Below are 22651 nucleotides of genomic sequence, written 5' to 3'. Positions count from 1 at the left end.
TAAATTGAATAACATACTGATATTAAAAGAATAATTTGAACTAATAAGTGTGCCGGACATTTGTCCGCCCCCGCTTGAAACCGGCTGTTTTCCCTTGGCGGCAGTTTCGGTCAACAATAGCGTGCTGGGGGCCGAGGCGGCTCCGGGGCATTTTTAGGAGGGGTATCATGGGCAAGACACCAGGCCGGAGCGGGATACCTGTGGCCATTGTCGGTTCCGGCTTTTCCGGGCTGAACATGGGGATCAGTCTCAAGAAGGCGGGGTTTACGAACTTCACCATCTTCGAGCGGGCGGACGAGGTGGGCGGAACCTGGCGGGACAACACCTATCCCGGCTGCGCCTGTGACGTGCCCTCGCACCTGTACTGCTACTCGTTCGAGCCCAACCCCGGCTGGTCGGAGGCCTACTCGGGCTCGCGGGAAATCCAGGCCTACATTCTCCGCTGCGCGGAGAAATACGGCATCCGGCCCCATGTGCGGTTCAACACACCCGTGACGGGCGCGACTTATGATGAGGGGAGCGGCATGTGGACGCTTCGCACCGACGGGGGCGGGGAGTTCCGCGCCCGCGTGCTGGTTTCCGCCGCCGGCGGGCTTTCCGATCCGTCGTATCCCGATATTGAGGGCCTGAATTCGTTCCGTGGCAAGCTGCTGCATACGTCGCGGTGGGATCCGGACTATCCGCTGAAGGGCCGGCGCGTCGGAGTGATCGGGAGCGGCGAAGCGCCATCCAGGTGGTTCCGGCCATCGCGCCCGATGTGGCATCGCTTGCCGTTTACCAGCGCACGCCCCCATGGATCGTCCCGCGCATGAACCAGAAGATCACCGAACGGCGAAAGGCTCTGTACCGGAACTTCCCGCCCGCACTCTGGGCCCGGCGCCAGATGATTTACTGGATGCTGGAGGGATTCGCCCCGTTCCTCATCCTGGAAAATGACCGGATCAAGTCGCTGGTCGAGCAGATTGCGCTCCAGCACATCCGGCGGAGCGTGAAGGATCCCGGACTCCGCCGGAAGGTGACGCCGGACTACCGGATCGGCTGCAAGCGGATGCTGATCTCGAATGACTGGTACCCGGCGCTCCAGCGCCCGAACGTGGAACTGGTTACGGACGGCATCACGCGGATCACGCCGAAAGGGATCGTCAGCCGGGACGGCCGCGAGCGGGAGTTCGATGCGATCGTCTGCGCGACGGGGTTCAGGGTGCCGTCGGCGGGGGCCCCGTTTCCGGTCGTGGGCAGAAGCGGTCACTCGCTTGGCGAGGCCTGGCGCGACGGTTCGGAGGCATACAAGGGCGTTGCCTGCACCGGCTTTCCGAACCTCTTTTTTCTCATGGGGCCGAACACCGGTCCCGGCCACACGTCGGTGCTCGCCTATACGGAAAAGCAGGTTGACTACATCGTCCAGGCCGTCGAGTCCCTCCACCGCCACAACCTCAGGTCGGTCGAGGTGAAGGAGCCGGTGCAGAGCCGGTTCAACAGGAACCTGGACCGGCGCATGAAACACACCGTCTGGACCTCAGGCTGCGCCAGCTGGTACCTCGCCCCGAACGGCCGGAACACGACCCTGTACCCCGGCTACAACTGGGAATACCGCCTGCGGGTGAGCCATTTCAACGAGGCCGAGTATGTGCTGGAGGGCGAGGGCGGACACCGCATCCGGCCCGGCCTCCGCGACCGCCTCACGGCCGGGATCGGCGCGGCGATGACCGAGGCATCGAACCTCGTGCTGTAGGCCCTATTCGGGCGCGTCCGTATAGGCCATGCGGGCGAGGATGATGTTCGTCTTCCGCTCCGCCTTCCGGTCCTTGCGGTTCCTGTCGTGGTAGCGGGGGTTGGGCACGATGGCGGCGAGCCAGGCTGCCTGCCTCGCCGTCAGTTTCGCCGCGGATACCCGGTAGTAATGGCGCGAGGCCGCCTCGGCCCCGAACACCCCGTCGCCCCACTCGATGACGTTGAGATAGATCTCGAGGATGCGCCGCTTGGAGAGGAACAGCTCCATCCAGACGGTGATATGTGCCTCGTCCAGCTTGCGCCACGGCGTGCGCCTTCCCGACAGAAAAAGGTTCTTGGCGAGCTGCTGCGAGATGGTGGAGCCACCCGCGACGATCCGGCGCTTCCTGAGGTTTTGCTCCCAGGCCGCCTGTATACCCTCCCAGTCGAACCCGTCGTGCCGGAGGAACTTCGCGTCCTCGCTGGCGATCACCGCCTGTTTTAGGTGAATGGAGATCTGTCCGTAGGGAACCCACTTGTGGCTGAGCTCCGCGCCCGGTTTCTGCTCCTGGAGGCGGATCCGGTGGGCATCCATGAACGCCGACGAGCGGGGATTGTTCGTCCGCCACCAGATGACCCGGCCGATGATCCACAGTTCGTACGATGCCACGACGAGAACCAGAGCGCCCAGTATGCGGACGAGCAGTTTTTTCTGGCGGGCTGAGAGGCGTTTCAAGGGAGGGCGGCCGCGCTAGTTGGCCTTCGGAGTTCCCGGCAGCAGGTCCAGCACGGCGATCCGCAGGCGGGCCCGGCGCCTGACGCCATCGGGCGTCGCGTCGGCGTTCGGATAGGCAAGGAACAGGATCCAGGCATCGACCCACTTCACGTCCCTGGGGCGGCGGAACTGGTCGTCGGGAAGGGCGAGCACCTGCTCGTAGTAGCGGCGGGCGCCCTCGAAATCGCCGATGTGTTCGGCGCTCCGGCCGAGCCGGTAGAGGGCCCAGCCTGTGAGCGGGTGGCCGGGGAACTGCTCGATCAGTCCCCGGTACCGGCCCATGGCCGCCTGGTACTGGCTCCGCCGGTAGTAGAAGTCGGCCACGAATGCTTCCTGCTCGCCGATATGGCGCGTGACCTCCTGGAGCGCGGGCGCGGCCTCGCTGCCCTCGGGCGTGGCGGAGTAATCCCGCTGGACGGTGGCAAACGCCTCGCGGGCATTCAGCGCCGCCGACGGATCACGGTCGTGGTCGAGCATCTGCTGCGCGAAGCACTGGGCGCGCCTCATCTGTGCATAGGCCGCCTCCTCCCGGAAGGCCGGGTGGCTGCGGATGAATTCGTCATAGTAGACCTGCGCTTCCACGTAGGCGCCTTCCTCGAAATAGACATCGGCAATACGGAGTGTGGCGAGCGGGGCCTGCGACGATACCGGGTATTTCCGGCGTATCTCCTGGAACAGCCGCCGGGTTTCTTCCGTGTCGTACCGGATGTTGGTGATGGCGCGGGCGATGGGGTTCTCGCTCCACCGCCATCTGGCCGGATTCCAGACGACGCTCTGGCGGTGGATTTCGAGCCGCCGCATCCCGTCTTCATAGAGTTTCTCGGCCGTAGGAACCTTTTGGGCGCAATAGTCCCGCATCTTCCGGGCATGGTCTTCTTCCCGGTCGTGGAGAGACCCGGAACCGAGTGAGGTGAGGTACTCTTCGTAATAGGAGAGCGCCTCCTCGCAGTTGTCCTCGGCGTAGTACCAGGTGTCGCCAAGCCGGAGCGGAACGAGCGCCGCTTCGGGCGAGTGCGGGTACTGGTTCCGGATGCTCTCGAAAAGCTCCCGCGTGGTTGTGTCGCTGGTGAAAATGTCCGCCGGGTTGCGGTACCAGCCGGCCTTGTGCCGCTCCAGCCGCCGCACCGCACGGGCATAGATATCCGCCGCCGTTTCCCCTTCGCTGGCCATGACCGGCTGGGCCACGATGGTGGCGAGCAGAAAGGCAAGAAGGGCTGCGGAGCGGCTCATTGTCGGCAGGAAATCTCCCGGCGATTTAGATAGAGGATGCCCGCCCGCTGGTGCAAACGGGCGGCGGGGCCGCTATAGGGAGGCTTGCACCGGGCCCGCTTCCGGTACAACCTGAATGAACGCTCATTCAGTTTCCAGACCGGATGACTGGATGACAGGCGGGGAACCGGCCGGGGAGCCGGAGGAAGGCAGCCACATGACCGAGAAACTGATCATCGCCAACTGCAGCGGATTCTACGGGGACCGGATTTCGGCCGCCCGCGAAATGGTCCAGGGGGGGCCGATCGACGTGCTCACCGGCGACTATCTCGCCGAGCTCACGATGGCGATCCTGTTCCGGAACAAGATGAAGAACCCCAAGGCGGGCTACGCCGGCACGTTCCTCAAGCAGATGGAAGAGGTGATGGGGGAATGTCTCCAGAAGAAGATCCGCGTCGTCACCAACGCCGGCGGGCTGAACCCCCGGGGGATGGCCGAGGAACTGGAAAAAATCGCCGAAAAGCTGGGCCTCAAGCCGAAGATCGCCTTCATCGAGGGCGATGACCTCACCCGGCGCCTTGCCGAGCTCCAGAAGGAGGGCGAGGCATTCGCCCACATGGACAAGGGGACTCCGCTCAAGGACGCCCGGGCGAACACGGTGACGGCGAATGCCTATCTGGGCGGATGGGGCATCAGCGAGGCTCTCGGGCGCGGTGCCGACATCGTGGTCACGGGCCGCGTGACCGACGCGGCCGTGGTGGTGGGCCCCGCGGCCTGGCGGTTCAACTGGAAGCGTGACGACTGGGACCGGCTCGCCGGGGCGGTCGCCGCCGGCCACATCATCGAGTGCGGAGGACAGGCGACGGGAGGCAACTACTCGTTCGTGGACGAGGTGCCCACCTACAGGAATCTCGGCTTCCCCCTGTGCGAGATGCACGCGGACGGATCGTTCGTCATCTCCAAGCACCCCGGTACGGGCGGCCTCGTTTCCGTGGGAACCGTGACGGCCCAGCTTCTGTACGAGATCCAGGGCCACCGGTACTACAATCCCGACGTCATCGCCCGCTTCGACACCCTCAAGGTGTCGCAGGAGGGCCCCGACCGTGTGCGTGTTGAGGGCGCGAAGGGCGAGCCGCCGACCCCGACCACCAAGGTCTGCATCAACAACCTGGGTCCGTTCCGCAACCAGATGACCGTCCTGCTCACCGGACTGGACATCGAGAAGAAGGCGAAGATCGTCGAGGAGATGTTCTTCGACGCCGTTGGCGGGCGCGAACAGTTCCAGAGGGTCGAGGTGAACCTGATCCGCACCGATCACGAGAACCCGGCCAGCAACGAGCAGGCGTTTGCCTACCTCAAGATCAACGTCATCGACCCGAACCCCAAGAAGGTGGGGAAAGCGTTTTCGTCCCGCGTGGTGGAACTGGCCCTGTGCAGCATTCCCGGCTTCACGATGACCTCGCCGCCGGGCGACGAGATTCCGTCGGTCATCTACTGGCCGGCCCTCGTCTCCAGCGACAAGATCCGCCAGAAGGTGTACGTGGGCGGCGAGGAGCTGAACGTCGAGGCCGTCCAGGCGCCGCAGACGCCGCCCGCCGTGAAGGTGCCGGAGGTGAGGATCCCGCCCGTTCCGAAGGGAGATACGGTCAAAAAGCCGCTTGGCCGGGCCTTTGCCACCCGGTCGGGCGACAAGGGCGGCAACGCCAACGTCGGCATCTGGTCGAAAACCCCCGAAGGCTACGCATTCCTGCGGGAGTTCCTCACGACCGAACGGCTCAAGGAGATACTGCCGGATGCCAGGCCGTTCGAGGTGGAGCGGTACGAGTTCCCGAACCTGAATGCGCTCAACTTCTACATCCGGGGAATCCTGGGTGACGGCGTGGCCTCATCCACCCGCAGCGACCCGCAGGCCAAGACCCTTGGGGAATACCTGCGAGCCAGGGTGGTCGAGATGCCCGGAAGCATCGTGGTGAAGTAACGGGGGATCATTCCCGGTAGAGCCGGAGATATTTCTCCGTGCAGCCGGTGAACCGGGTCGCCTGCTCGCGTGCCCGCCGGGCCAGGTCGCGGCGCAGGTCCGCATCGGCAAACAGTGTTTCCATCGCGTTCATCAGCGAGGCCGAACTGCGCGGATCGGCGAGCACTGCGCCGCCGTCACCGGCCAGTTCCCCGTGCGCGCCCGAGCGGGTGGCGATGACCGGCTTGCCGCAGGCCATCGCCTCCAGCAGCGACAGGTTGAACGGCTCGGCCCACACGCTCGCGCAGACGACCACCTGCACGTTCCGGAGCATCTCCAGATAGCGGTCGTGGGGGAGCGCGCCGTGGTCAATGACCTGCTTTCCAAGCCCCAGCGCGTCGATCCGCTGCCGTTCGTCGCCGAACCGGGAGCGGCCCGCCAGGTGCAGCCGGATGCCAGGATGCCGGCCGGAAAGCCGCTTGACCGCCTGCAGGCAGAAGTCGAATCCCTTTTCCACGTCCTTTCGCCCGGCGAACAGCACCGTGAGGGGCTTGCCGTCGGGCGCCTCCGGCGCCGCCAGCAGTCCCGCATCGGCGTCCCAGTGTATCGTCGCCGTGACCGGCAGGTGCGGCTCCACCAGCCTGCGCTGCGCATCGCTGATGGCGGCGATTTTCACGCCCTGGAGTTTCTTCCGTATGCGGTCCAGGTCGTAGTGCGGCAGCTTCGGCAGGGCCACGCAACTGCCGCACCAGTGAAGGTCGTCGCAGATATTGAGATCGGGACGGAGGAGCAGGGTGTTGGGACAGACGGCCCGGTAGTCGTGCATCGTCCAGACAAGATTCCGCACACTCTCCTTTTTCGCCGCGACCAGCGGCGACCAGCCCATCGCCAGCGTGTTGTGGAAATGGCAGGCATCGGGCCGGAACTCCTGGATGATCTTCCGGCAGCGCCGCACCCGGTCGTCCGGGCCGTGCACTCCACGCTCTCCCGACTCCAGCTTCGTGACGAGCCGGGTCTGGTGGCCCCTGGCTTCCAGTGCGGCGCGCAGCGCGCCCACGGCGCTTTCGGCGCCAGCGTAAACGTCGAAGTCGTTGAAAAAGAGGACTCTCAGGCCTGGTAGCTCCGGAGCCGCTTGAGGTTCTTGGCGAAATCCTCGCCGGGCGTCTCGATCACGCCGATGGTATCCTTCCATCGCGGATCGTTCATCAGGCACCGGAAGGCCGTCTCGCCGATGAACCCCTCGGCGATCTCTTCGTGCCGGTCCACGCGGGAGCCCAGCTCCTTCTTGGAATCATTGATGTGGAACGCCCGGACTTCCTTGACGCCGATGACCCGGTCCAGCTCCTGCATCACCTGCTCATACCCCTCCGGCGTCCGGATGTCGTACCCGGCGGCGAAGATATGGCAGGTGTCCACGCAGACGCCCATGCGCGAGCGGTCCTTGATCCCATTCAGGATGCCGGCGATCTGCTCGAACCGGTAGCCCATGCAGGTGCCCTGCCCAGCGGTCGTTTCCAGCAGGATCATAACGGGCGAACCGGACGAACGGTGGATGCAGTCGTTGTAGCTCGATACCAGCGTCTCGATGGCCTGGTCCTCGCCCGATCCCACATGGGAACCGGGGTGGGTGACGAGGTACCGCACCCCGAGTTGCTCGCACCGGCGGATCTCCTCGACAAAGGCGGCCTTGGCCTTTTCGAGTTTCACCGGGTCGGGCGAGGCGAGGTTGATGAGGTAGGAGTCGTGAACGAGCACGTTCGAGAGCGGAATGCCGGAACCCTTGCTTGCCGTCCGGAATGCATCCAGCGCCTCCGGGGCCAGCGGCTTGGCCGACCACTGGCGCTCGCTCTTGGTGAAAATCTGCAGGGACTCGCAACCGTCGTCGCGGCCCCGCTGGAAGGCATTCTCGATCCCCCCGCTGATGGATTCGTGTGCGCCGAGCTTCATGGCGGAAAGCCTACCACGGCGGCTGGCCGTGCCCCAAACCGGGACTGCCCGCTGCCGCTTTCCGGCGGCTCCATGAGCCGTGTCACGAATGTTTCACGGGGTTGACGGGCTGAAACCCCGTCCGGAATGGGCTAGAGTCCGCAAGGGGGAAGGCGCGTGGGACCGGTTCGGTTACAGGAGCAGTATGGGTTCCGGCACAGACATCTATCTGGTACGTCATGCGGCCGCGGTGGACGGCGAGGCGGGGCTTTCCGACGACTGCCGGTACCTCACGGCCAAGGGGCGCAAGGTTTTCTCGAAGGTCGCCAGCGAGCTGAAGGGCCTGGGTATCTCTTTCGACCTGATCGTGACGAGCCCGCTGGTGCGGGCCGTTCAGACAGCCGAGATTCTGGCCGGCGAAACGAAATACCGGGGCGAGGTCGTCGCCGCGACGGCGCTCGGCCCCGGCGGAAGGGCACTCGATCACCTGCTCCGCACGGCTGGGGAGATGCCCGGCTCGTCGGTGGCGTTTGTCGGCCATGAGCCGCGCATGGGCCAGCTCGCAGGCGAGCTCCTGGGCCGCGGCGCGATGCCGTTCCGCAAGGGTCAGGTGATGCGAATCGTTTTTTCCGGCGGTGTCGCTCCCGGCGTTACCGGCAGGTTCAAGTGGGCGCTGATGCCCTCGGGCGAGCGGGTGGACAGCCTGAAGGATCTCGATGCGGCGTAGCTTTCCATTTGCCCCTTCCTTCCGTTCCAGCCAGATTTTCCCCATGCCTTTTTTGAGACCGGTCTTCTGGATTCTCTCCGCCGCCGTTGTTTTGCTTCTGGCCGCGCCGTCCGCCGCACGGGCTGGCTACGACGATCCGCAGTTCGCGCTCGGCTACCGGCTGGGCGGTACTTTCCCGATGGGATCGTCCAGTGCCGGCATTTCGCCCCGGAGCGGCCTTTCGGCCGGCATCAACGGACTTTACCGGCTGGACTGGTGGTTCCGGGTGGGCGGCGAGGTCGAGTGGGAGTATTACGGCCTGAACCAGTCCATCATCGCGCCCGCGTCGAAGATGGGCTCGGTGCACACGGTGACGCTGATGCCGATAGCCGAGTTCCGTTACCATGAGCGTGATCTCTGGATATCGCCGTATGTGCGGGCCGGAACGGGCGTCAACCTGAACTTCCTCAACGAGGCGTCCGCTTTTCCCGCGTCGGGAAGCCTCAGCCACACGCTGGCGCTCAAGGCCGCGCTCGGTTTCGACACCTATTTCGGCAAGGGCTGGCTGATCCGGGTCGAATCGGGCTGGAAGATGAACCGGAGCGAGCTGACGCTCACGCCGCCGGCCACGGCCGGAAACCCCCTGGATTTCGACGCCAGCCGTTTCTATGTCTCGCTGGGTTTCGGTTTCCGGATCGGCCGCTAGGCGCGCCTCAGAACGGCACGTCGTCTTCGGGCGGCGGCTGGTCGTCTGTGTAGCCGGGATCCTGGTCGAACTCGCCGCCGCTCCGGCCGCCGCCACCCTTTGACTGGGCCGCCTGCCGCGGGGGCCGGGCCTGGCCGCCGCCCTGGTTCCGCTGGGAACCCCGGTCCTCGCCCGAGCTCCCGCGTTCGTCACGGGAACCCAGCAGCACCACTTCGCGGGCGACGATTTCAGTGCGGCGGCGCGGCTCGCCCGACTGCTTGTCCTCCCACTTGCGGGTCTGGAGCTTGCCCTCGATGAACGCCTGGCGTCCCTTGGCCAGGTACTTGTTGCAGATTTCGGCCAGCTTTCCGTAGGCGACGATATCGTGCCACTCGGTCCGTTCCTTTGTCTGGCCCTGCTCGTCGCGGCCGTCGAATTCGTTGGTGGCGAGCGTGAACTGGCACACTTCCGTGCCGCCCCCCGTAAACCGCTGCTCGGGGTCCTTGCCCAGACGTCCGATCAGCATCACCTTGTTAAGGGAGTTCGCCATGCGCCACCTCCTGGAAATCCTGCTGGCAGGCCGGGACGGTATGCCCCGGTGCCCATGCCCGTCAACCGGAAAGATTTCCTGCATCCTTTTTCCGGACGGTGCGTCTGTCAGGGAGAGAGGGGCTGACATGCCCCGGAAACCACAGCCATACTTGCAGGAGACTTATCAGCCATGACGATTCCAGCTACCGAAACCACCGCCCGTCCCCGGAGCCCCGCCAGTTTTGCCGGCAACCGCCGCATGCATGTGGGCATCTGGGTCAGGAACCTGGAGAAATCCGTTGCCTTCTACCGGACCCTTTTCGGAGTGGAACCGGTCAAGGTCCGGCCGGGATACGCCAAGTTCGAGCCCGCCGAGCCGTCGGTGAACTTCACGCTCAACGAGCGTACGGGCGATATCCCCACGGCTGTGTCCCACTTCGGCATCCAGGTGAAGGAACCGGCCGATGTCGTGGCCGCCGCCGCCCGTTACCAGATGGCGGGCCTCCAGGTCCGCACGGAGGAGAAAACCACCTGCTGCTACGCCGTGCAGGACAAGGCGTGGGTGGTGGATCCGGACGGGAACCCCTGGGAAGTGTTCGTCGTGACCGAGGCCGACGCGCCGGTCCATTCGGCGAAGGCGACGGCCTGCTGCCCCGCGGCGGAGGCGGCCCGTTGACCCAGGCCGAGGCGTTCACGGATGCGCGCTGGGCGGCGCTGGAGGGTGAGCTTCACCGGTTCATCCTCCGGCGCGTCCGCGACCCTGCCGCCGCCGCCGACATCCTCCAGGAGACGCTCCTGAAGGCGTACCGCTCGCTGCCGGGCCTGAAAAATCCCAGCCGGCTCGACGTCTGGCTTTACCGGGTCGCCCGCAGCCAGATCGCCAGCTTCTACCGCCGGGAAAAACCCCATGAACCGCTGCCGGAAGATCTGGCGGACGGTACGGACAGCGCGCCCGGGAACGGGAATCTCAACGAGCAGGTGGCCGGATGGCTGCCGGTGTTCATCCGCCTGCTGCCCGCCAAATACAGCGAGCCGGTGCGGCTCGCCGACATCGAGGGCCTCAAGCTGAAGGAGGTCGCCGTGCGGCTCGGACTCACCCTGCCGGCGGTCAAGTCCCGCGTCCGGCGGGGCCGGGCCCTGATCCGCGAGGGGGTGCTTTCCTGCTGCGAGCTCGAACTGGACCGCCGCGGCAACGTGACCGATTTCCGCCGCCGCCGGGGCCCCTGTGCGCCGGGCTGCGGGGAATAAGATTACCCACGTATTTGCTTGCCAACCGGGGGAACTGGTTTTAGAGAAACTCCCCATGAAAACTTCGCGCCATTTCTCCAGGATGAAAACCGCTTTATTTACGATGGTGCTGGCGATGGCCGGGCTCCCTGCCTGTGACGGCTGCAACCAGACCGGCGACAGCGGCAAGACCAGGCAGCAGCAGGTGACCCCGGACAAGAGCCGGCCGTCGATGGAGCAGGTCCGCGAGAAGATGAAGGAGCGTGCGGCGGCCCGCGAGGCCCAGCCCTCGCGCTGCGCGGCCCGCACGTCGGACCAGCTCCGGCTGCTCCGTGGCGATACGGTCGTCTGGACCCGCCCCAACAGGGAACTGATGCAGCTTCCGGGCGTCGTGGCGCCCGAGGGCGGCGGCAAGGCCCGTGGTCCCTGGCTTCCGCTCGGCGTTCTTGCCGCCGATGGCGCGGTGCCGAAGGCAATCGAGTTCGTTCCCTGCACGGGCGATCCGGTCCGGATTGACTGGGCGGCCGTGACATCCAGCCCGGAACGGTTCCGGGTCGTTGCCAACCGGCGCGGCGTGCTCCGGCTCCTGGATCACCAGCCTGACGGCGGCGGTGTTTCCACCGTCAGCGAGGCCCCTGCCGAAGGCGCCGATGAGGGCGAAGGCGAGGGCGGCGGGGACGGGGACGGAAGCGGCGCCGGCGACGGGAGCGGGAAGAAGCGTCCCCGCAGGACTCTCGGCCGGAACTTCTATGAAGTGCGGCTCGTTCCCTGAGACGGCCCTTCGGGCCAGATGATCCCGCACAGTCCGAGCGCTGCGGCTGCTCCGGCCAGCTCTGCGGCCACGAATCCAGGCGCGTCCAGCGGACGTATGCCGGCGAACGTGTCGCTCAGGGTCCGTGCGATGGTAACGGCCGGATTGGCGAACGAGGTCGAGGCGGTGAACCAGTAGGCCGCCGTGATGTAAAGCCCCACCGCTACCGGCACCATTCCCGCATGGTGCCTTGATGTCCCGCGGATGATGATGAGCAGGCCCAGCGTGGCGACGAGTTCGCTGAAGAGCAGCGGCATTCCGCTCCGGATTTTCTGCGAAACCATCACCGCCGGGAGTGCGAACATCAGGTTCGCCACGATAGCGCCCGCGCACCCTCCGGCGATCTGGACCGGGATATACAGGGCCGCTTCACGCGGGCCGGTCCGGCGTCCGGCCAGTTCGAACAGCGTCACGGCCGGGTTGAAGTGGGCGCCGGAGACGCCAGACAGTGCCAGGATGATCGCCACCAGTACCGCCCCGGTCGCCAGTGCATTGCACAGCAGGGCGAGAGCCTCGTTCCCGGCCGCCAGGCGTTCAGCCATGATTCCGGAGCCCACCACCGTGGCGACGAGGAAGGCCGTACCGGCGGCCTCGGCTGCCAGTTTCGATCTCAGCGGGGCGGCTGCTTCCATGGTTCCTCCCCGAGCCAGGCCCGGATGCGGCGGGCGATCTGGTCGCGGACCTCGCGGAACCTGGCCAGTTTCCGTTCATCCGGTCCTGTTTCCGCTGCCGGATCGTCGAATGGCCACGAAAGCCGCTCGCCCCGGCGTAGCGGAACGGCGGGGCAGTTCCGGTCGGCCTCCGAGCAGACGGCAATGAGATAGTCCGGCTGCACCTGGGCCAGCACATCATCCACTGTCTTGGACCAGAGCCCTTCGGCGGAGACGCCCGCCTCCTCCAGCACCCGGAGTGTGAACGGATTGACGCCCTTGGGCCCGGTGCCGGCGCTGTACACGTCGAACCGGCCGCCGCCCAGCCGGCGGAGCAGCGCCTCGGCGAGCAGGCTTCTTGCCGAGTTGCCCGTACAGAGAAAAAGGACCGCCGGTTTCGGATTCGCTCCGGACATGGGGGCAGTATGGGGCACCAGCCGTGCGGCAAACCACGCCGCCGCCGGCGATGTTACCGGATTGTCACTGTTCGGCCGACGGGGCGTTGTCGCCCTTCAGGTTGATGATCGTCTCGTGCTGGGTACCGGTGTCCTTGTCGCGGGCCGTTACGGTAAGGATACCCTCGGGGTCCAGGTGGAAGATCGCCTCGACCTTGGGAACACCCTTGGGCGCGGGGCGGATGCCGGTGAAGACGAAGTTGCCGAGGATTTCGTTGTTGAGCGCATTCTCGGCCTCGCCCTGCCGGATCTGGACCTGGATCTGCGTCTGGTTGTCCTTGTAGGTGGTGAACACCTTGGACTTGTAGTTGGGGATCGGCGTGTTGCGCTCGAATATCTTGAGGAACTTGAAGTTGGGGAGGGCGATGCCGATGGAGATGGGCACCACGTCCAGCAGCGTGATCTGGAGGTCGGAGTTCTCCTCCAGCGAATAGGCCATGATCGCCGCGCCCAGGGCCACGGCCTCGTCGGGGTTCACCGACTTGGCGGGCGGCTTGCCGAAGTAGGATTTCACCCGCTCGGTGACGAGCGGCATGCGGGTGACGCCGCCCACGAGCAGCACGTGGTCCACATCCTTCGGAGTCAGCTTGGCATCTGCCAGCACCTGATCGACGATCCGGAACGACTTGTCCACCAGATCCTTGGTGAGTCCGTTCAGGATCGCCCGGTTCAGCTTCATGTCAATGGTGAGCGGCTGGCCCGCCGCATCGACGGCGATATAGGGGATGCTGAACGCGACCTCCTCCACCGTGGAGAGGTCAATGCGCGCCTTCTCGGCGGCGTCGCGGATCCGCTGTATGGCAATGGCGTCCGCGGTGAGGTCCACGTTGTGCTGGTCCTTGAACTTCTTGGCGACGAACGAGATGATCCGGTCGTCGAAGTCCACGCCGCCAAGGAACGTGTTGCCGCCCGTGGCGAGCACCTCGAACACCTTGTCGCGGATCGAGAGCACCGACACGTCGAACGTGCCGCCGCCCATGTCGTACATGAGCACCTTCTCGTTCAGTCCCTTGTTGAATCCGTAGGCCAGCGCCGCCGCCGTCGGCTCGTTGATGATCCGCACGACATCCAGGTCGATCTTCTTGCCGGCTTCCTTGACCGACTGGCGCTGGCGGTCGTTGAAATAGGCGGGAACGGTCACGACCGCCCTTTCCACCTTCTCCTGGAGGAACTCCTGCGCGTAGTCCCGCATCCGGTCCAGGACCAGCGCCGCCACATCGGTCAGCGTGTAGTCCTTGCCCGCCATGTGGATCAGCACATTGCCATGGTTGTCCTCGTTCATCTCGTAACGGTAGTGGCGGCGGATGACCTCGGTCGTCTTGGCGTTGAAGTTGCGCCCGATGAGCCGCTTCGACCCGTGGATCGTGTTGACCGGATTGATGACGGCCTGCCGCTTGGCGTCGTGGCCCACCAGCTCGCGGCCCTTCTCGTCGATGGCCACCATCGAGGGAACGGTGTTCGACCCCTTGCACGGGATTACCTGCAGCTTTCCGCCCAGATAAATGGCGGCGCAGGAATAGGTCGTTCCCAGGTCGATTCCGATAATACGGCCCATCTAGGTGTCCGATTGAAAAGCCAGCCCTGCCGTTGAGGCGCCGGGGACGTACCCCAGCTCACGGGCCAGCTTTTTCGTTGTCCTCTCCAAGATCGTGATGCGGGTCGGACCGGGATTATATCCGCACGGCATAACGATGCAAATATCGAGGAATAAAGGCATTTTGCGTCAAATGAGGGGCCTGATCGCACGGCCCAGTGCGTCATCGCCGATCGGGACCGCATAACTCCCCGTACCGGTCCGGTACATTTTCCCTATTCTGGCAGGAACGGCGTAGCGCGTCTGCCCGCCCCGGTTTTTCTTGTCCGAACGGGCCGCCCGGGCGAGTTCGCGCGGGCTTATTCCCTTGAGAAGATTGCGCCATGGAGGGAAAAAGACGTCCACGCCGGCGATGATCCGGTCCCGCTCGGTGGCGGGAAGGTGCCCCTCGGCCGCCGCCATCGACGCTTCCACGGCCATCCCCGTCCAGACCGCCTCGCCGTGGAGGGTCCGGTAACCCCGCAGGGTTTCGATGGCGTGGGCGACGGTGTGGCCGAAGTTCAGCACCTGCCGCAGGTTCGACTCGCGCTCGTCGCGTTCGACGACGAGGGCCTTTACCCGGCAGGCCCGCCTGACGAGATTCCCGTAAAGCCCGAGGTCCGGCTTCAGGTAGCGCGGGGCGTTCCGCATCAGCAGGCCGTACAGGTCCCGGTCGGCGATCACCGCGTGCTTGAACGCCTCGGCGAGTCCCGCCACCAGTTCGCGCCGGGGTAGCGTCGCCAGCAGGTCCGTGTCGGCGATGACCGCCGCCGGCTGCTGGAAGACGCCAATGAGATTCTTTCCGTGCGGCGTGTCCACGGCCAGCTTTCCACCGATGGACGAATCGATCATGGCGAGCAGGGTCGTTGGGACCTGGATGAACGGCACCCCGCGGTTCAGCGTCGCCGCCGTGAAACCGGCCAGGTCGCCCATGACTCCGCCGCCCACCGCGACGACCAGCGTGTCGCGTCCGGCCCGGCGGGCGAGCAGTCCATCCTCCAGCTTTTCCTTCATCCGGCGGGTCTTGGACTTCTCTCCGGGCGGAATCGTCTGGCGGATCACCCGGGGCGCCAGTCCGGCCAGCAGGCGGGCCACCTTCGCGCCGTACAGCCGGTCCACGTTGCGGTCGCTGATGACGGAGATGAGGTTGAAACGTCCCAGCCGTTTCACCGTATCCGGCAGCGCCCGGAGGGCGCCGCTTCCGGTCCGGATGTCGTAGGAAAGGTCTTCATTCCGCCGGAGTCTGACGTGCAGGGTGTCCATCGCCGCCAGCGACTGTGGCCGCAAGGGTACCGGCGAGGCAAGAGAGCGGCCGCTCCGGCATGGCATTTGTCATTTTCCGAACGCCGCCGGTCCGGCTAGGTTCCCGGTCATGAAGCCCATCACCACGTTCGAGGACATGGCCGTACAGATGCGGCGCACGCCGCCCGTCAGGGTGGCGGCCGTCTGCGGCCACGATGAGGACACGGTCCGGGCCCTCAGCCGGGCTGCCGGGGATTCGGTTGCCTATGGCGTGATCTACGGCGACCGGGCGCTGGCCGAGCGGACCCTGGGGGAGACAAACGCCGGGAAGGCCGCTTTCGAGATCCGGCACGAGCCCGATCCGGTGAAGGCGGCGCGGGCGGCCGTCCAGTCGGTGGCCAGCGGCGAGAACCAGGTGCTGATGAAGGGCCTCATCCATACCGACGATTTCCTTCATGCCGTGCTGGACCGCGCCCTGGGGCTGAGGGATTCCAGGGTGCTGTCGCATGTGTTCATCCTGGAGGCCACCCATCTGGGGAGACTCCTCTTCGTCACCGATGCGGCGGTGAACATCGCCCCCAACTTCGAGAAGAAGGCGATGATCGCCCGCAACGCCATCTCGCTCGCCCGCGAGTTTGGCATCGAAAAGCCCCGCGTGGCGGTGCTGGCGGCGGTCGAGCTGGTCGATCCCAAGATGCCCGCCACGCAGGACGCGGCGCTGCTGTCGCTCATGAGCCTGCGCGGGCAGTTCCGTGACGGCGTGGTGGATGGCCCCTTCGCGCTCGATAACGCAGTCTCCGAGCGGGCCGCGGGCATCAAGGGAATACGCAACGAGGTGGCCGGCAGGGCCGATATCCTGCTCGTGCCCGATATCGAGGCGGGGAACATGCTCGCCAAGAGCTTCGCCTACATCGCCGGCGGACGCATGGCCGGAATCGTCGTCGGCGCGAAGGCACCCATCGTGCTGACTTCCCGGGCCGATACCGACGATGCCAAGTACTATTCGCTGGTTGCCGCCGCTTACACGTCCCAGATAGAGATGGGGCTCGTGAAGATCGGCGCGCACCACTGATCCGCCGGGAGCCGTTCCAGCCGCATGCCTGCCGCCCCCACACTGGTCCTGTCGCTGAACGCCGGTTCCTCGTCGCTCAAGTTCGACCTGTTCGGCTTTCCGGGCGGTGACCGGATCGTCTCCGGCTCGGTGGACCGGCTCGGTTCCGACCGGTCGGAACTCCAGCTCCGGGTTGTAGATGAAAACCGTGAGGTCCGGCGCGTGCGCCTTCGTGATCACCGGGCGGCGGTTCTCAATCTCGCCGAACGGCTGAGGGATCACGGGGGCATTCCCGTCACCGGTATCGCCATCGTTGGGCACCGGATCGTGCACGGGTCGAACCTCTACGTTGATCCGGTCAAGGTGACGGCCGAGGTGGAACGCGACATCGCCAGCCTCGCCCCGCTGGCGCCGCTTCACCAGCCGGCCTCGCTGGACGCGCTCCGGGCCGCCCGTTCCGCCTGGCCAGACGCCGTGCAGGTGGCCTGCTTCGACACCGCCTTCCACGCGAAGCTCCCGCCGGCAGCCCGTTACTACGCCATTCCGCTGGAGCTGGGCCTCCGGCACGGGATCCGGCGCTACGGCTTTCATGGCATCTCCCATTCATATCTGGCCGCCGAGGCGGCCCGCCTTCTAGGCCGGCCGCTGGCGCGTCTGAGGATCGTCACCTGCCATCTGGGCGCCGGCTGCTCGCTCACGGCAGTAAAGGGCGGCCGGAGCATCGACACGACGATGGGCTATTCGCCGCTGGAGGGCCTGCCCATGCAGACGCGGTCGGGGGATATCGACCCGGCCGCCGTGGCCCGGATCGCCGAGGTCCGCGGATGGTCGCTGGACGAAACCATCCGGTTCCTCAATACCAGTTCGGGCCTCCGGGGCGTGAGCGGCACCAGCGGCGACATGCGTGACGTGATGGAGGAGCGGCGCAAGGGCCACGAACCGGCGGAAATCGCCATCGATATCTACACGGGCCGCATCCGGAAGACGATCGGCGCCTATGCGGCGGCGATGGGCGGCCTCGATGCGGTGGTGTTTTCGGGAGGCGTGGGCGAAAACCAGCCCGAGATTCGCTCGCTCTGCTGCGCCGGTCTCGAATTTTTGGGGATCGGCATCCAGAGCGGCCGCAACCGCCGCGTGGCCGGTCCCTCCCAGCCACACGACATTTCCACCGACAATGCCCGCGTGCGGACGCTGGTGATCCCCACCGACGAATCCCTCAGCATCGCCCGGCAGGCCTGGGCGCTGGCGGGGTGACTCCTAGAAACCGAATTCGATTCTGCCGTTGGCGGCGCGGAGCCGCACCTCGCCGCCGGAGGCCAGCTTCCCGAACAGGATCTCGCTGGACAGCGGATGGGAGATTTCCGTCTCGATGAGCCTCCGAACGTGCCGCGCCCCGTAGACAGGATCGTACCCTTTCTCGGCCAGGTATTTCAGGGCTGTGTCCTCCAGGACGAGATGCACGCCCTTGGGCGCGAGCCGCTGCTCCAGTTCGTCGATCATCTTGCGGACGATCGCCTCGACCTCGGCGCCCCGCAGCCCGGCGAACTGGACGATTGAGGTGAGCCGGTTCCTGAACTCCGGCGAGAAGGCCCGGTCAATCGCCTTCGCGCCGGGGTCTTTCCGTCCCTCGTCGCCGAAGCCGATGGCCCCGGCGGCCCGCTCGCGTGCGCCCAGGTTGGTCGTGAGTATGAGGATCACCTGACGGAAATCGGTCTTGCGGCCGTTGTTGTCGGTGAGGGTCGCGTGGTCCATCACCTGGAGGAGGATGTTGTAGATGTCCTCGTGGGCCTTCTCGATCTCGTCCAGCAGCAGGACCGCGTGCGGCGAGCGGTGGATGGCGTCGGTGAGCTGTCCGCCCTGGTCGAACCCCACGTAGCCCGGCGGCGATCCGATGAGCCGCGAGACGGTGTGCTTTTCCATGTATTCGCTCATGTCGAACCGGATGAACTGGACGCCGAGGATCTGGGCAAGCTGCCGGGCCAGTTCCGTCTTGCCGACGCCGGTGGGACCGGCGAACAGGAACGACCCGACCGGCCTTTCGGGCTCGCCGAGACCGGCGCGGGCGAGCTGGATGGCGTTCACCACCTGGTCGATGGCCGCGTCCTGGCCGAAAATCCGCATCTTGAGCTGGTTGCGCAGGTCGCGCAGCCGCTCGCGCTCGTCCACCTTCACCGTCCGGGTGGGGACTCCGGCGATGCGCGAAACCGTGTTCTCGACGTCCTCCACCGAGACGCCTGAATCCCCTCCGGCGCGCTTCAGCTTCACTTCCGCGCCGCTCTCGTCGATCACGTCGATTGCCTTGTCGGGCAGGCGGCGGTCCGGGATGTGCTTTGCCGACAGCTCGACCGCCGAGCGCAGGGCGTCCGGTCCGTACTGGACCTTGTGGAAATCCTCGTAGTGCTTCTTCAGCCCTTCGAGGATCTCGACCGCCTCCGCTTCCGTGGGCTCGCGCACGTCAATGCGCTGGAACCGGCGGGCGAGGGCATGGTCGCGCTCGAAGATCTGCCGGAACTCCTTGTAGGTGGTGGTGCCGATGCACTTGATCTCGCCGTTGGCGAGTGCGGGCTTGAGCAGGTTCGAGGCGTCCAGCGTGCCGCCGGAGGCGGCCCCGGCGCCGATGATCGTGTGGATTTCGTCCACGAACAGCACGCTGCCGGGATCGCCCTTGAGTGCCTCGACGACGGCCTTGAGGCGTTCCTCGAACTCGCCCCGGAACTTGGTCCCCGCCAGGAGTCCCGCCATGTCGAGCGCGTGGATCGTGCAGTTCTTCAGCCCCTCGGGCACTTCGCCCTTCACGATGCGGAGCGCAAGCCCCTCGACGATCGCCGTCTTGCCGACCCCGGCGTCTCCCACAAGAACCGGGTTGTTCTTCCGGCGGCGGGAAAGGATGTGCACGAGACGCTCGATCTCCGCGCCGCGTCCCACCATCGGGTCTATCTTTCCGGCGCGGGCCCGCTCGTTCAGGTTCGTGCAGAACCGGGTGAGGGGGTCGCCGAGCGTCTCCTCGTCCTCTCCGGCGCCGGGAGCCCCGGCCGGGCGTGGCACCGGCAGGTTCGACCGGGCGATCCCGTGGGAGAGATACTGTATGACGGAGAGCCGCGTGATGCCGTGCTTTTCCAGCACGAAGACCGCGTGCGATTCGCGCTCGCGCAGGAGGGCGGCGAGCACGTTCCCGCCGTCCAGCAGGGGCTTGCCGGCCGACTCCACATGCCCCGCCGCCCGCTGGATCACCGACCGGAAGCCAAGGGTGTATTCCGGCTCGCCGTCGGTTCCTTCCGGTATCACGGTCATTTCGTTGTCCAGGAACGAGAGAATCTCCGCGCGGATCAGGTCGATGTCGCCGCCACAGTGGATGAGGATGTCCCGCGCCCTGGGGTCTTCGGTCAGCGCGAGCAGGAGATGCTCCAGCGTCACGTATTCGTGCCGCTGCCGCTCGGCGGTCTCGAAGGCGCGCCGGAGCGTCTGCTGCAGTTCCTCGGAGACCTTCATGTCTCGTCTCCTTCCTCGGCCTCGATAACCGCCTGGAGCGGGTGCTCGTGCTGGCGGGCGATGGCGTGCACGCGGTCCACCTTGGTCTGCGCCACGTCCAGGGTATACACGCCGCACACGCCGCGCCCCTTGTTGTGGACGTCGAGCATGAGGCGCGTCGCCTCGCCGTGCGGCTTGTGGAACACTGTCTGCAACAGCCACACGACGAACTCCATGGGAGTATAGTCGTCATTCAGCAGGACGACCGCATACCGGTTGGGCCGCCGGGTGCGGACCTTCTCCTCGGTAATCACTGCCGTGTCGTGGCGGGTTTCCCGCCGGATGCTGCTGCTCATGGCTTCCTGGTCATTCTTCTCCGGCGTATCCGGTTTCCCGGTCCGGGGGCGGCGGGGTACCGTCCGGGCCATCCGCCGTCCCGCGCACCCGCTTGAGGGGCGACACCGCATTATAGCCGGTGATCGTCCGCTCGACCGCAACCCGCTCCCTGCCAAGGAATTCCCCAATGGCCGCCCGCGCTCCGGCGTCTGCGATCCAGTGGCTGCTGCAGGTGGGGCGGGCCGGAAATCCCCTCAGGAACTTGTGCTCGCCCTGCGCCCCTGCCTCGAACAGCCGGATGCCGTTTTCGATGGCGAAATCGATCAGGCGGTAGAAACAGAGCTCGAAGTGGAGAAACGGGATGTGGCGGCTGGAACCCCAGTAGCGGCCGTACAGCTTTCCGCCTTTCTGGAAATTCAGCGTCCCGGCGACGATCTCGCCGCGCTCGCGGGCCGTAACCACGGCCATCCGGTGCCGGAAGGTATCGAAAATCCGCTCGAAAAATCCCCGCGTCAGGTAGCCCGGCGATCCCCGCATGAGGTGCGTCGAGCGGTAAAACCGCCAGAGCGCGTCCCGGTGTTCCTCGCCGATGCCGTCACCGGTGACGGTCTCGATCGCAAGACCCGCTGCCGCCACCTCCTTGCGCTCCCGGCGGATGTGCTTGCGTTTCTGGGAGCGGAGCTCACCGAGGTAGTCATCGAAGGTCCGGTAGCCGGGGTTCTCCCAGTGGAACTGGTAGCTGAGGCGGGAAAGAAATCCGTGGGCGGCGGCGGCCTGCTGCTCGCGGGCCGTGAGGAACAGGATGTGCGCCGACGACGCTCCGGTTTCCGCCGTCAGCTGGACAAGGCCGTCCAGCAGCATTCCGGAGGCCTCCTCGAACCGGTAGCCGGGATTTACCAGCAGCCGCCCGCCGGTGGCGGGGGTGAACGGCGCGGCCGCCGTGAGCTTGGGATAGTAGGGCAGGCCCCACCGCTCGTACGCACCGGCCCACTGGAAATCGAAGATGAACTCGCCCCAGGAGTCGTCGCGCAGGTAGCAGGGTACGGCGCCCATCAGCTCGTCTCCGTCCCACAACGTGAGGTGCCGGGGCAGCCACCCCGTGCCGGGGCCCACCGAGCGCGACTCCTCAAGAGCCAGAAGGAACCCGTGCTCCAGAAACGGATTGGCCTCGTCCACGCACCGGTCCCAGCGGGCCGCCTCGATGCCGGCGACCGAATCCACGATGCGGATGCGGGGAGTGCCTTGCCTGGCGCCGGATGTTTCGGGCGGGTTCATGGTTTCGGCTCGCCTTGCGACCTCTTGCCACCGCCAGCCCCGTCCATTCAGGCTCGGCAGTGAAATCCTCGAGAAATAAAGAAAGCCGCCGGATCATATGAGATTTGCACCCGCGTTGCCCGCAGTATTTCTTCTTGCCGTCCTGCCCGTGCAGGCAGCCGGTCCGGCGGCGTTCGATCCGGCGGGGCCTGCCGCCAAAGGAAAGCCCTACCGTGCCGAATCCGAAGGGGCGGAGATCACGATCCCGTCGGGCTGGAACTACCGCGAAACCGATGACGGGCTTCTCCTTGGCAGCGACACGGAGCCGGGACTCCTGTTCGTCTGGATGAGCCGCGCCCGGTCGGCGGCTGACGCAGGGCGCGAAATGTCCGGCGCGCTTTCGAACACGGGCGGCCGGTTCGGACCGCTCGCGGGCCCAGCCAGCGCGAAGCTCGCCGCCGGGGAAGCCCACTACGCCGATGCATCGGGGGCCGCGCAGGACGGCACACCGCTTCAGGCGCGGCTTGTGGCCGTTGCGGGCGCGGGCGCGACGGTGATGGTGGGCGGCGTCACGACGCCGGAACAGTTCGCCGGGCTCCGGAGCCGGGTGGACCAGATGGCCCGCTCGGTGAAGTTCTTCGCCGTTGACCGGAACCAGGCGCAGGCCGCCGTGAGCGGCCAGTGGTGGAGCTACTCCGGGGTTTCCGGGGTGAGCGGCGGCGGGGGCGGAAGCGAGCATACGCTTGCCTTCTGTCCCGGCGGGCAGTTCCGCGAGCAGCGCGAATCGGGCTACCACGGTTCCGGCTGGGGCACGGCGTCGTCGGGGGGTGGAGCGGGCCGCTGGGAGGCGTCGGGAACGAGGCAAAGCGGCACGGTCAGGGTGGTCCGCTCCGATGGAAGCCTGGCCGAGTTCAGCTATAGCGCGAAAACCCCTGACGATCTCAGTTTTAATGGCCGCGCCTATGGCCGGGTTCATCCGGCCCTGTGCCAATAAGATACAGTCCTGATAGCCGGAAAAGCCGGTGCTTTCAGCTTATAACTAGCTGAAATTACATGTGAATTATGCGTCCGGCGTTGCCATCCGT

21 protein-coding genes and 1 pseudogene are annotated in these 22651 nt (G+C 66.0%); 10 read left to right on the top strand and 12 right to left on the bottom strand.

The window, feature by feature from the left end:
- Positions 1 to 167 precede the first annotated feature (167 nt).
- Positions 168 to 1732: pseudogene (locus tag KIT79_03870) on the top strand (NAD(P)/FAD-dependent oxidoreductase).
- 3 nt (positions 1733 to 1735) lie between these two features.
- Here KIT79_03870 and mtgA read toward each other — a convergent pair.
- Positions 1736 to 2446, bottom strand: a complete 711-nt coding sequence (gene mtgA, locus KIT79_03865) for a monofunctional biosynthetic peptidoglycan transglycosylase (protein MCW5828435.1) — start codon at positions 2444 to 2446, stop codon at positions 1736 to 1738.
- Between the two features lie 15 nt (positions 2447 to 2461).
- Positions 2462 to 3715 (bottom strand): outer membrane protein assembly factor BamD, encoded by a 1254-nt coding sequence (bamD, locus tag KIT79_03860; GenBank protein MCW5828434.1) that lies wholly within the window; start codon positions 3713 to 3715, stop codon positions 2462 to 2464.
- A 196-nt stretch (positions 3716 to 3911) separates the two neighbouring features.
- On the opposite strand from bamD, the gene KIT79_03855 reads away from it, so the two are divergent.
- Positions 3912 to 5672 (top strand): DUF1446 domain-containing protein, encoded by a 1761-nt coding sequence (locus KIT79_03855; GenBank protein ID MCW5828433.1) that lies wholly within the window; start codon positions 3912 to 3914, stop codon positions 5670 to 5672.
- A 7-nt stretch (positions 5673 to 5679) separates the two neighbouring features.
- Here the strand turns inward: KIT79_03855 and KIT79_03850 are convergent, their stop codons facing one another.
- Together KIT79_03850 and KIT79_03845 are read right to left on the bottom strand one after the other, a co-directional pair.
- Positions 5680 to 6708: a glycosyltransferase gene (locus tag KIT79_03850; protein MCW5828432.1), complete on the bottom strand. Its 1029-nt coding sequence runs from the start codon at positions 6706 to 6708 to the stop codon at positions 5680 to 5682.
- A 50-nt stretch (positions 6709 to 6758) separates the two neighbouring features.
- Complete coding sequence (locus tag KIT79_03845; GenBank protein MCW5828431.1) at positions 6759 to 7598, bottom strand: deoxyribonuclease IV; 840 nt, start codon at positions 7596 to 7598, stop codon at positions 6759 to 6761.
- Positions 7599 to 7782: 184 nt separating this feature from the next.
- On the opposite strand from KIT79_03845, the gene KIT79_03840 reads away from it, so the two are divergent.
- Together KIT79_03840 and KIT79_03835 are read left to right on the top strand one after the other, a co-directional pair.
- Positions 7783 to 8304, top strand: a complete 522-nt coding sequence (locus tag KIT79_03840; GenBank protein MCW5828430.1) for a histidine phosphatase family protein — start codon at positions 7783 to 7785, stop codon at positions 8302 to 8304.
- Between the two features lie 43 nt (positions 8305 to 8347).
- Positions 8348 to 8989, top strand: a complete 642-nt coding sequence (locus KIT79_03835; protein ID MCW5828429.1) for a hypothetical protein — start codon at positions 8348 to 8350, stop codon at positions 8987 to 8989.
- 7 nt (positions 8990 to 8996) lie between these two features.
- Here KIT79_03835 and ssb read toward each other — a convergent pair whose 3' ends face one another.
- The gene (gene ssb / locus KIT79_03830; protein ID MCW5828428.1) at positions 8997 to 9518 is read right to left on the bottom strand and encodes a single-stranded DNA-binding protein; all 522 of its coding nucleotides are present in this window, start codon (positions 9516 to 9518) and stop codon (positions 8997 to 8999) included.
- Positions 9519 to 9689: 171 nt separating this feature from the next.
- Between ssb and KIT79_03825 the strand changes: the two genes are divergently transcribed.
- The 3 genes from KIT79_03825 to KIT79_03815 all read left to right on the top strand — a co-directional run bounded on the left by KIT79_03825 (position 9690) and on the right by KIT79_03815 (position 11498).
- On the top strand, positions 9690 to 10175 hold the full coding sequence (locus KIT79_03825; protein ID MCW5828427.1) for a VOC family protein: 486 nt from the start codon (positions 9690 to 9692) through the stop codon (positions 10173 to 10175).
- On the top strand, positions 10172 to 10747 hold the full coding sequence (locus KIT79_03820) for a sigma-70 family RNA polymerase sigma factor (protein ID MCW5828426.1): 576 nt from the start codon (positions 10172 to 10174) through the stop codon (positions 10745 to 10747). The genes KIT79_03825 and KIT79_03820 overlap by 4 nt, the downstream gene beginning before the upstream one ends.
- A gap of 82 nt (positions 10748 to 10829) precedes the next feature.
- Complete coding sequence (locus KIT79_03815; GenBank protein ID MCW5828425.1) at positions 10830 to 11498, top strand: hypothetical protein; 669 nt, start codon at positions 10830 to 10832, stop codon at positions 11496 to 11498.
- Here KIT79_03815 and KIT79_03810 read toward each other — a convergent pair.
- The 4 genes from KIT79_03810 to aroB form a co-directional block, all read right to left on the bottom strand.
- Positions 11474 to 12169 (bottom strand): aquaporin family protein, encoded by a 696-nt coding sequence (locus KIT79_03810; GenBank protein MCW5828424.1) that lies wholly within the window; start codon positions 12167 to 12169, stop codon positions 11474 to 11476. The two genes, KIT79_03815 and KIT79_03810, sit on opposite strands and share 25 nt — an antisense overlap.
- A complete protein-coding gene (locus tag KIT79_03805) occupies positions 12148 to 12603 on the bottom strand; it encodes an arsenate reductase ArsC (GenBank protein ID MCW5828423.1) in 456 nt (151 codons plus the stop codon). Before KIT79_03805 ends, KIT79_03810 begins: the two co-directional genes overlap by 22 nt.
- Positions 12604 to 12667: 64 nt before the next feature.
- The gene (locus KIT79_03800) at positions 12668 to 14197 is read right to left on the bottom strand and encodes an Hsp70 family protein (protein MCW5828422.1); all 1530 of its coding nucleotides are present in this window, start codon (positions 14195 to 14197) and stop codon (positions 12668 to 12670) included.
- 168 nt (positions 14198 to 14365) lie between these two features.
- A complete protein-coding gene (gene aroB, locus KIT79_03795; protein ID MCW5828421.1) occupies positions 14366 to 15544 on the bottom strand; it encodes a 3-dehydroquinate synthase in 1179 nt (392 codons plus the stop codon).
- A 70-nt stretch (positions 15545 to 15614) separates the two neighbouring features.
- On the opposite strand from aroB, the gene KIT79_03790 reads away from it, so the two are divergent.
- The gene (locus KIT79_03790) at positions 15615 to 16529 is read left to right on the top strand and encodes a bifunctional enoyl-CoA hydratase/phosphate acetyltransferase (protein MCW5828420.1); all 915 of its coding nucleotides are present in this window, start codon (positions 15615 to 15617) and stop codon (positions 16527 to 16529) included.
- A gap of 24 nt (positions 16530 to 16553) precedes the next feature.
- The gene (locus KIT79_03785; protein MCW5828419.1) at positions 16554 to 17762 is read left to right on the top strand and encodes an acetate kinase; all 1209 of its coding nucleotides are present in this window, start codon (positions 16554 to 16556) and stop codon (positions 17760 to 17762) included.
- A 3-nt stretch (positions 17763 to 17765) separates the two neighbouring features.
- On the opposite strand, the gene clpA is transcribed toward KIT79_03785, so the two are convergent.
- Genes clpA through KIT79_03770 form a run of 3 tightly spaced genes read right to left on the bottom strand, consistent with a single transcriptional unit; the run spans position 17766 to position 21587 of the window.
- A complete protein-coding gene (clpA, locus tag KIT79_03780; protein ID MCW5828418.1) occupies positions 17766 to 19997 on the bottom strand; it encodes an ATP-dependent Clp protease ATP-binding subunit ClpA in 2232 nt (743 codons plus the stop codon).
- Positions 19994 to 20332 carry an ATP-dependent Clp protease adapter ClpS gene (clpS, locus tag KIT79_03775; protein ID MCW5828417.1) on the bottom strand — a complete coding sequence of 113 codons (339 nt, stop codon included), beginning with the start codon at positions 20330 to 20332 and terminating at the stop codon, positions 19994 to 19996. The genes clpA and clpS overlap by 4 nt, the downstream gene beginning before the upstream one ends.
- A gap of 10 nt (positions 20333 to 20342) precedes the next feature.
- Positions 20343 to 21587, bottom strand: coding sequence for an N-acetyltransferase (locus KIT79_03770; GenBank protein MCW5828416.1), 1245 nt, complete (start codon positions 21585 to 21587; stop codon positions 20343 to 20345).
- 97 nt (positions 21588 to 21684) lie between these two features.
- On the opposite strand from KIT79_03770, the gene KIT79_03765 reads away from it, so the two are divergent.
- Positions 21685 to 22560 carry a hypothetical protein gene (locus KIT79_03765; protein MCW5828415.1) on the top strand — a complete coding sequence of 292 codons (876 nt, stop codon included), beginning with the start codon at positions 21685 to 21687 and terminating at the stop codon, positions 22558 to 22560.
- Positions 22561 to 22651: the final 91 nt, after the last annotated feature.

This window comes from Deltaproteobacteria bacterium, from assembly GCA_026129095.1.
Lineage (GTDB): Bacteria > JAGRBM01 > JAGRBM01 > JAGRBM01 > JAHCIT01 > JAHCIT01.
The sequence above is the reverse complement of the archived record's forward strand: the minus strand, read 5'-3'. Positions and strand labels throughout refer to the sequence as shown.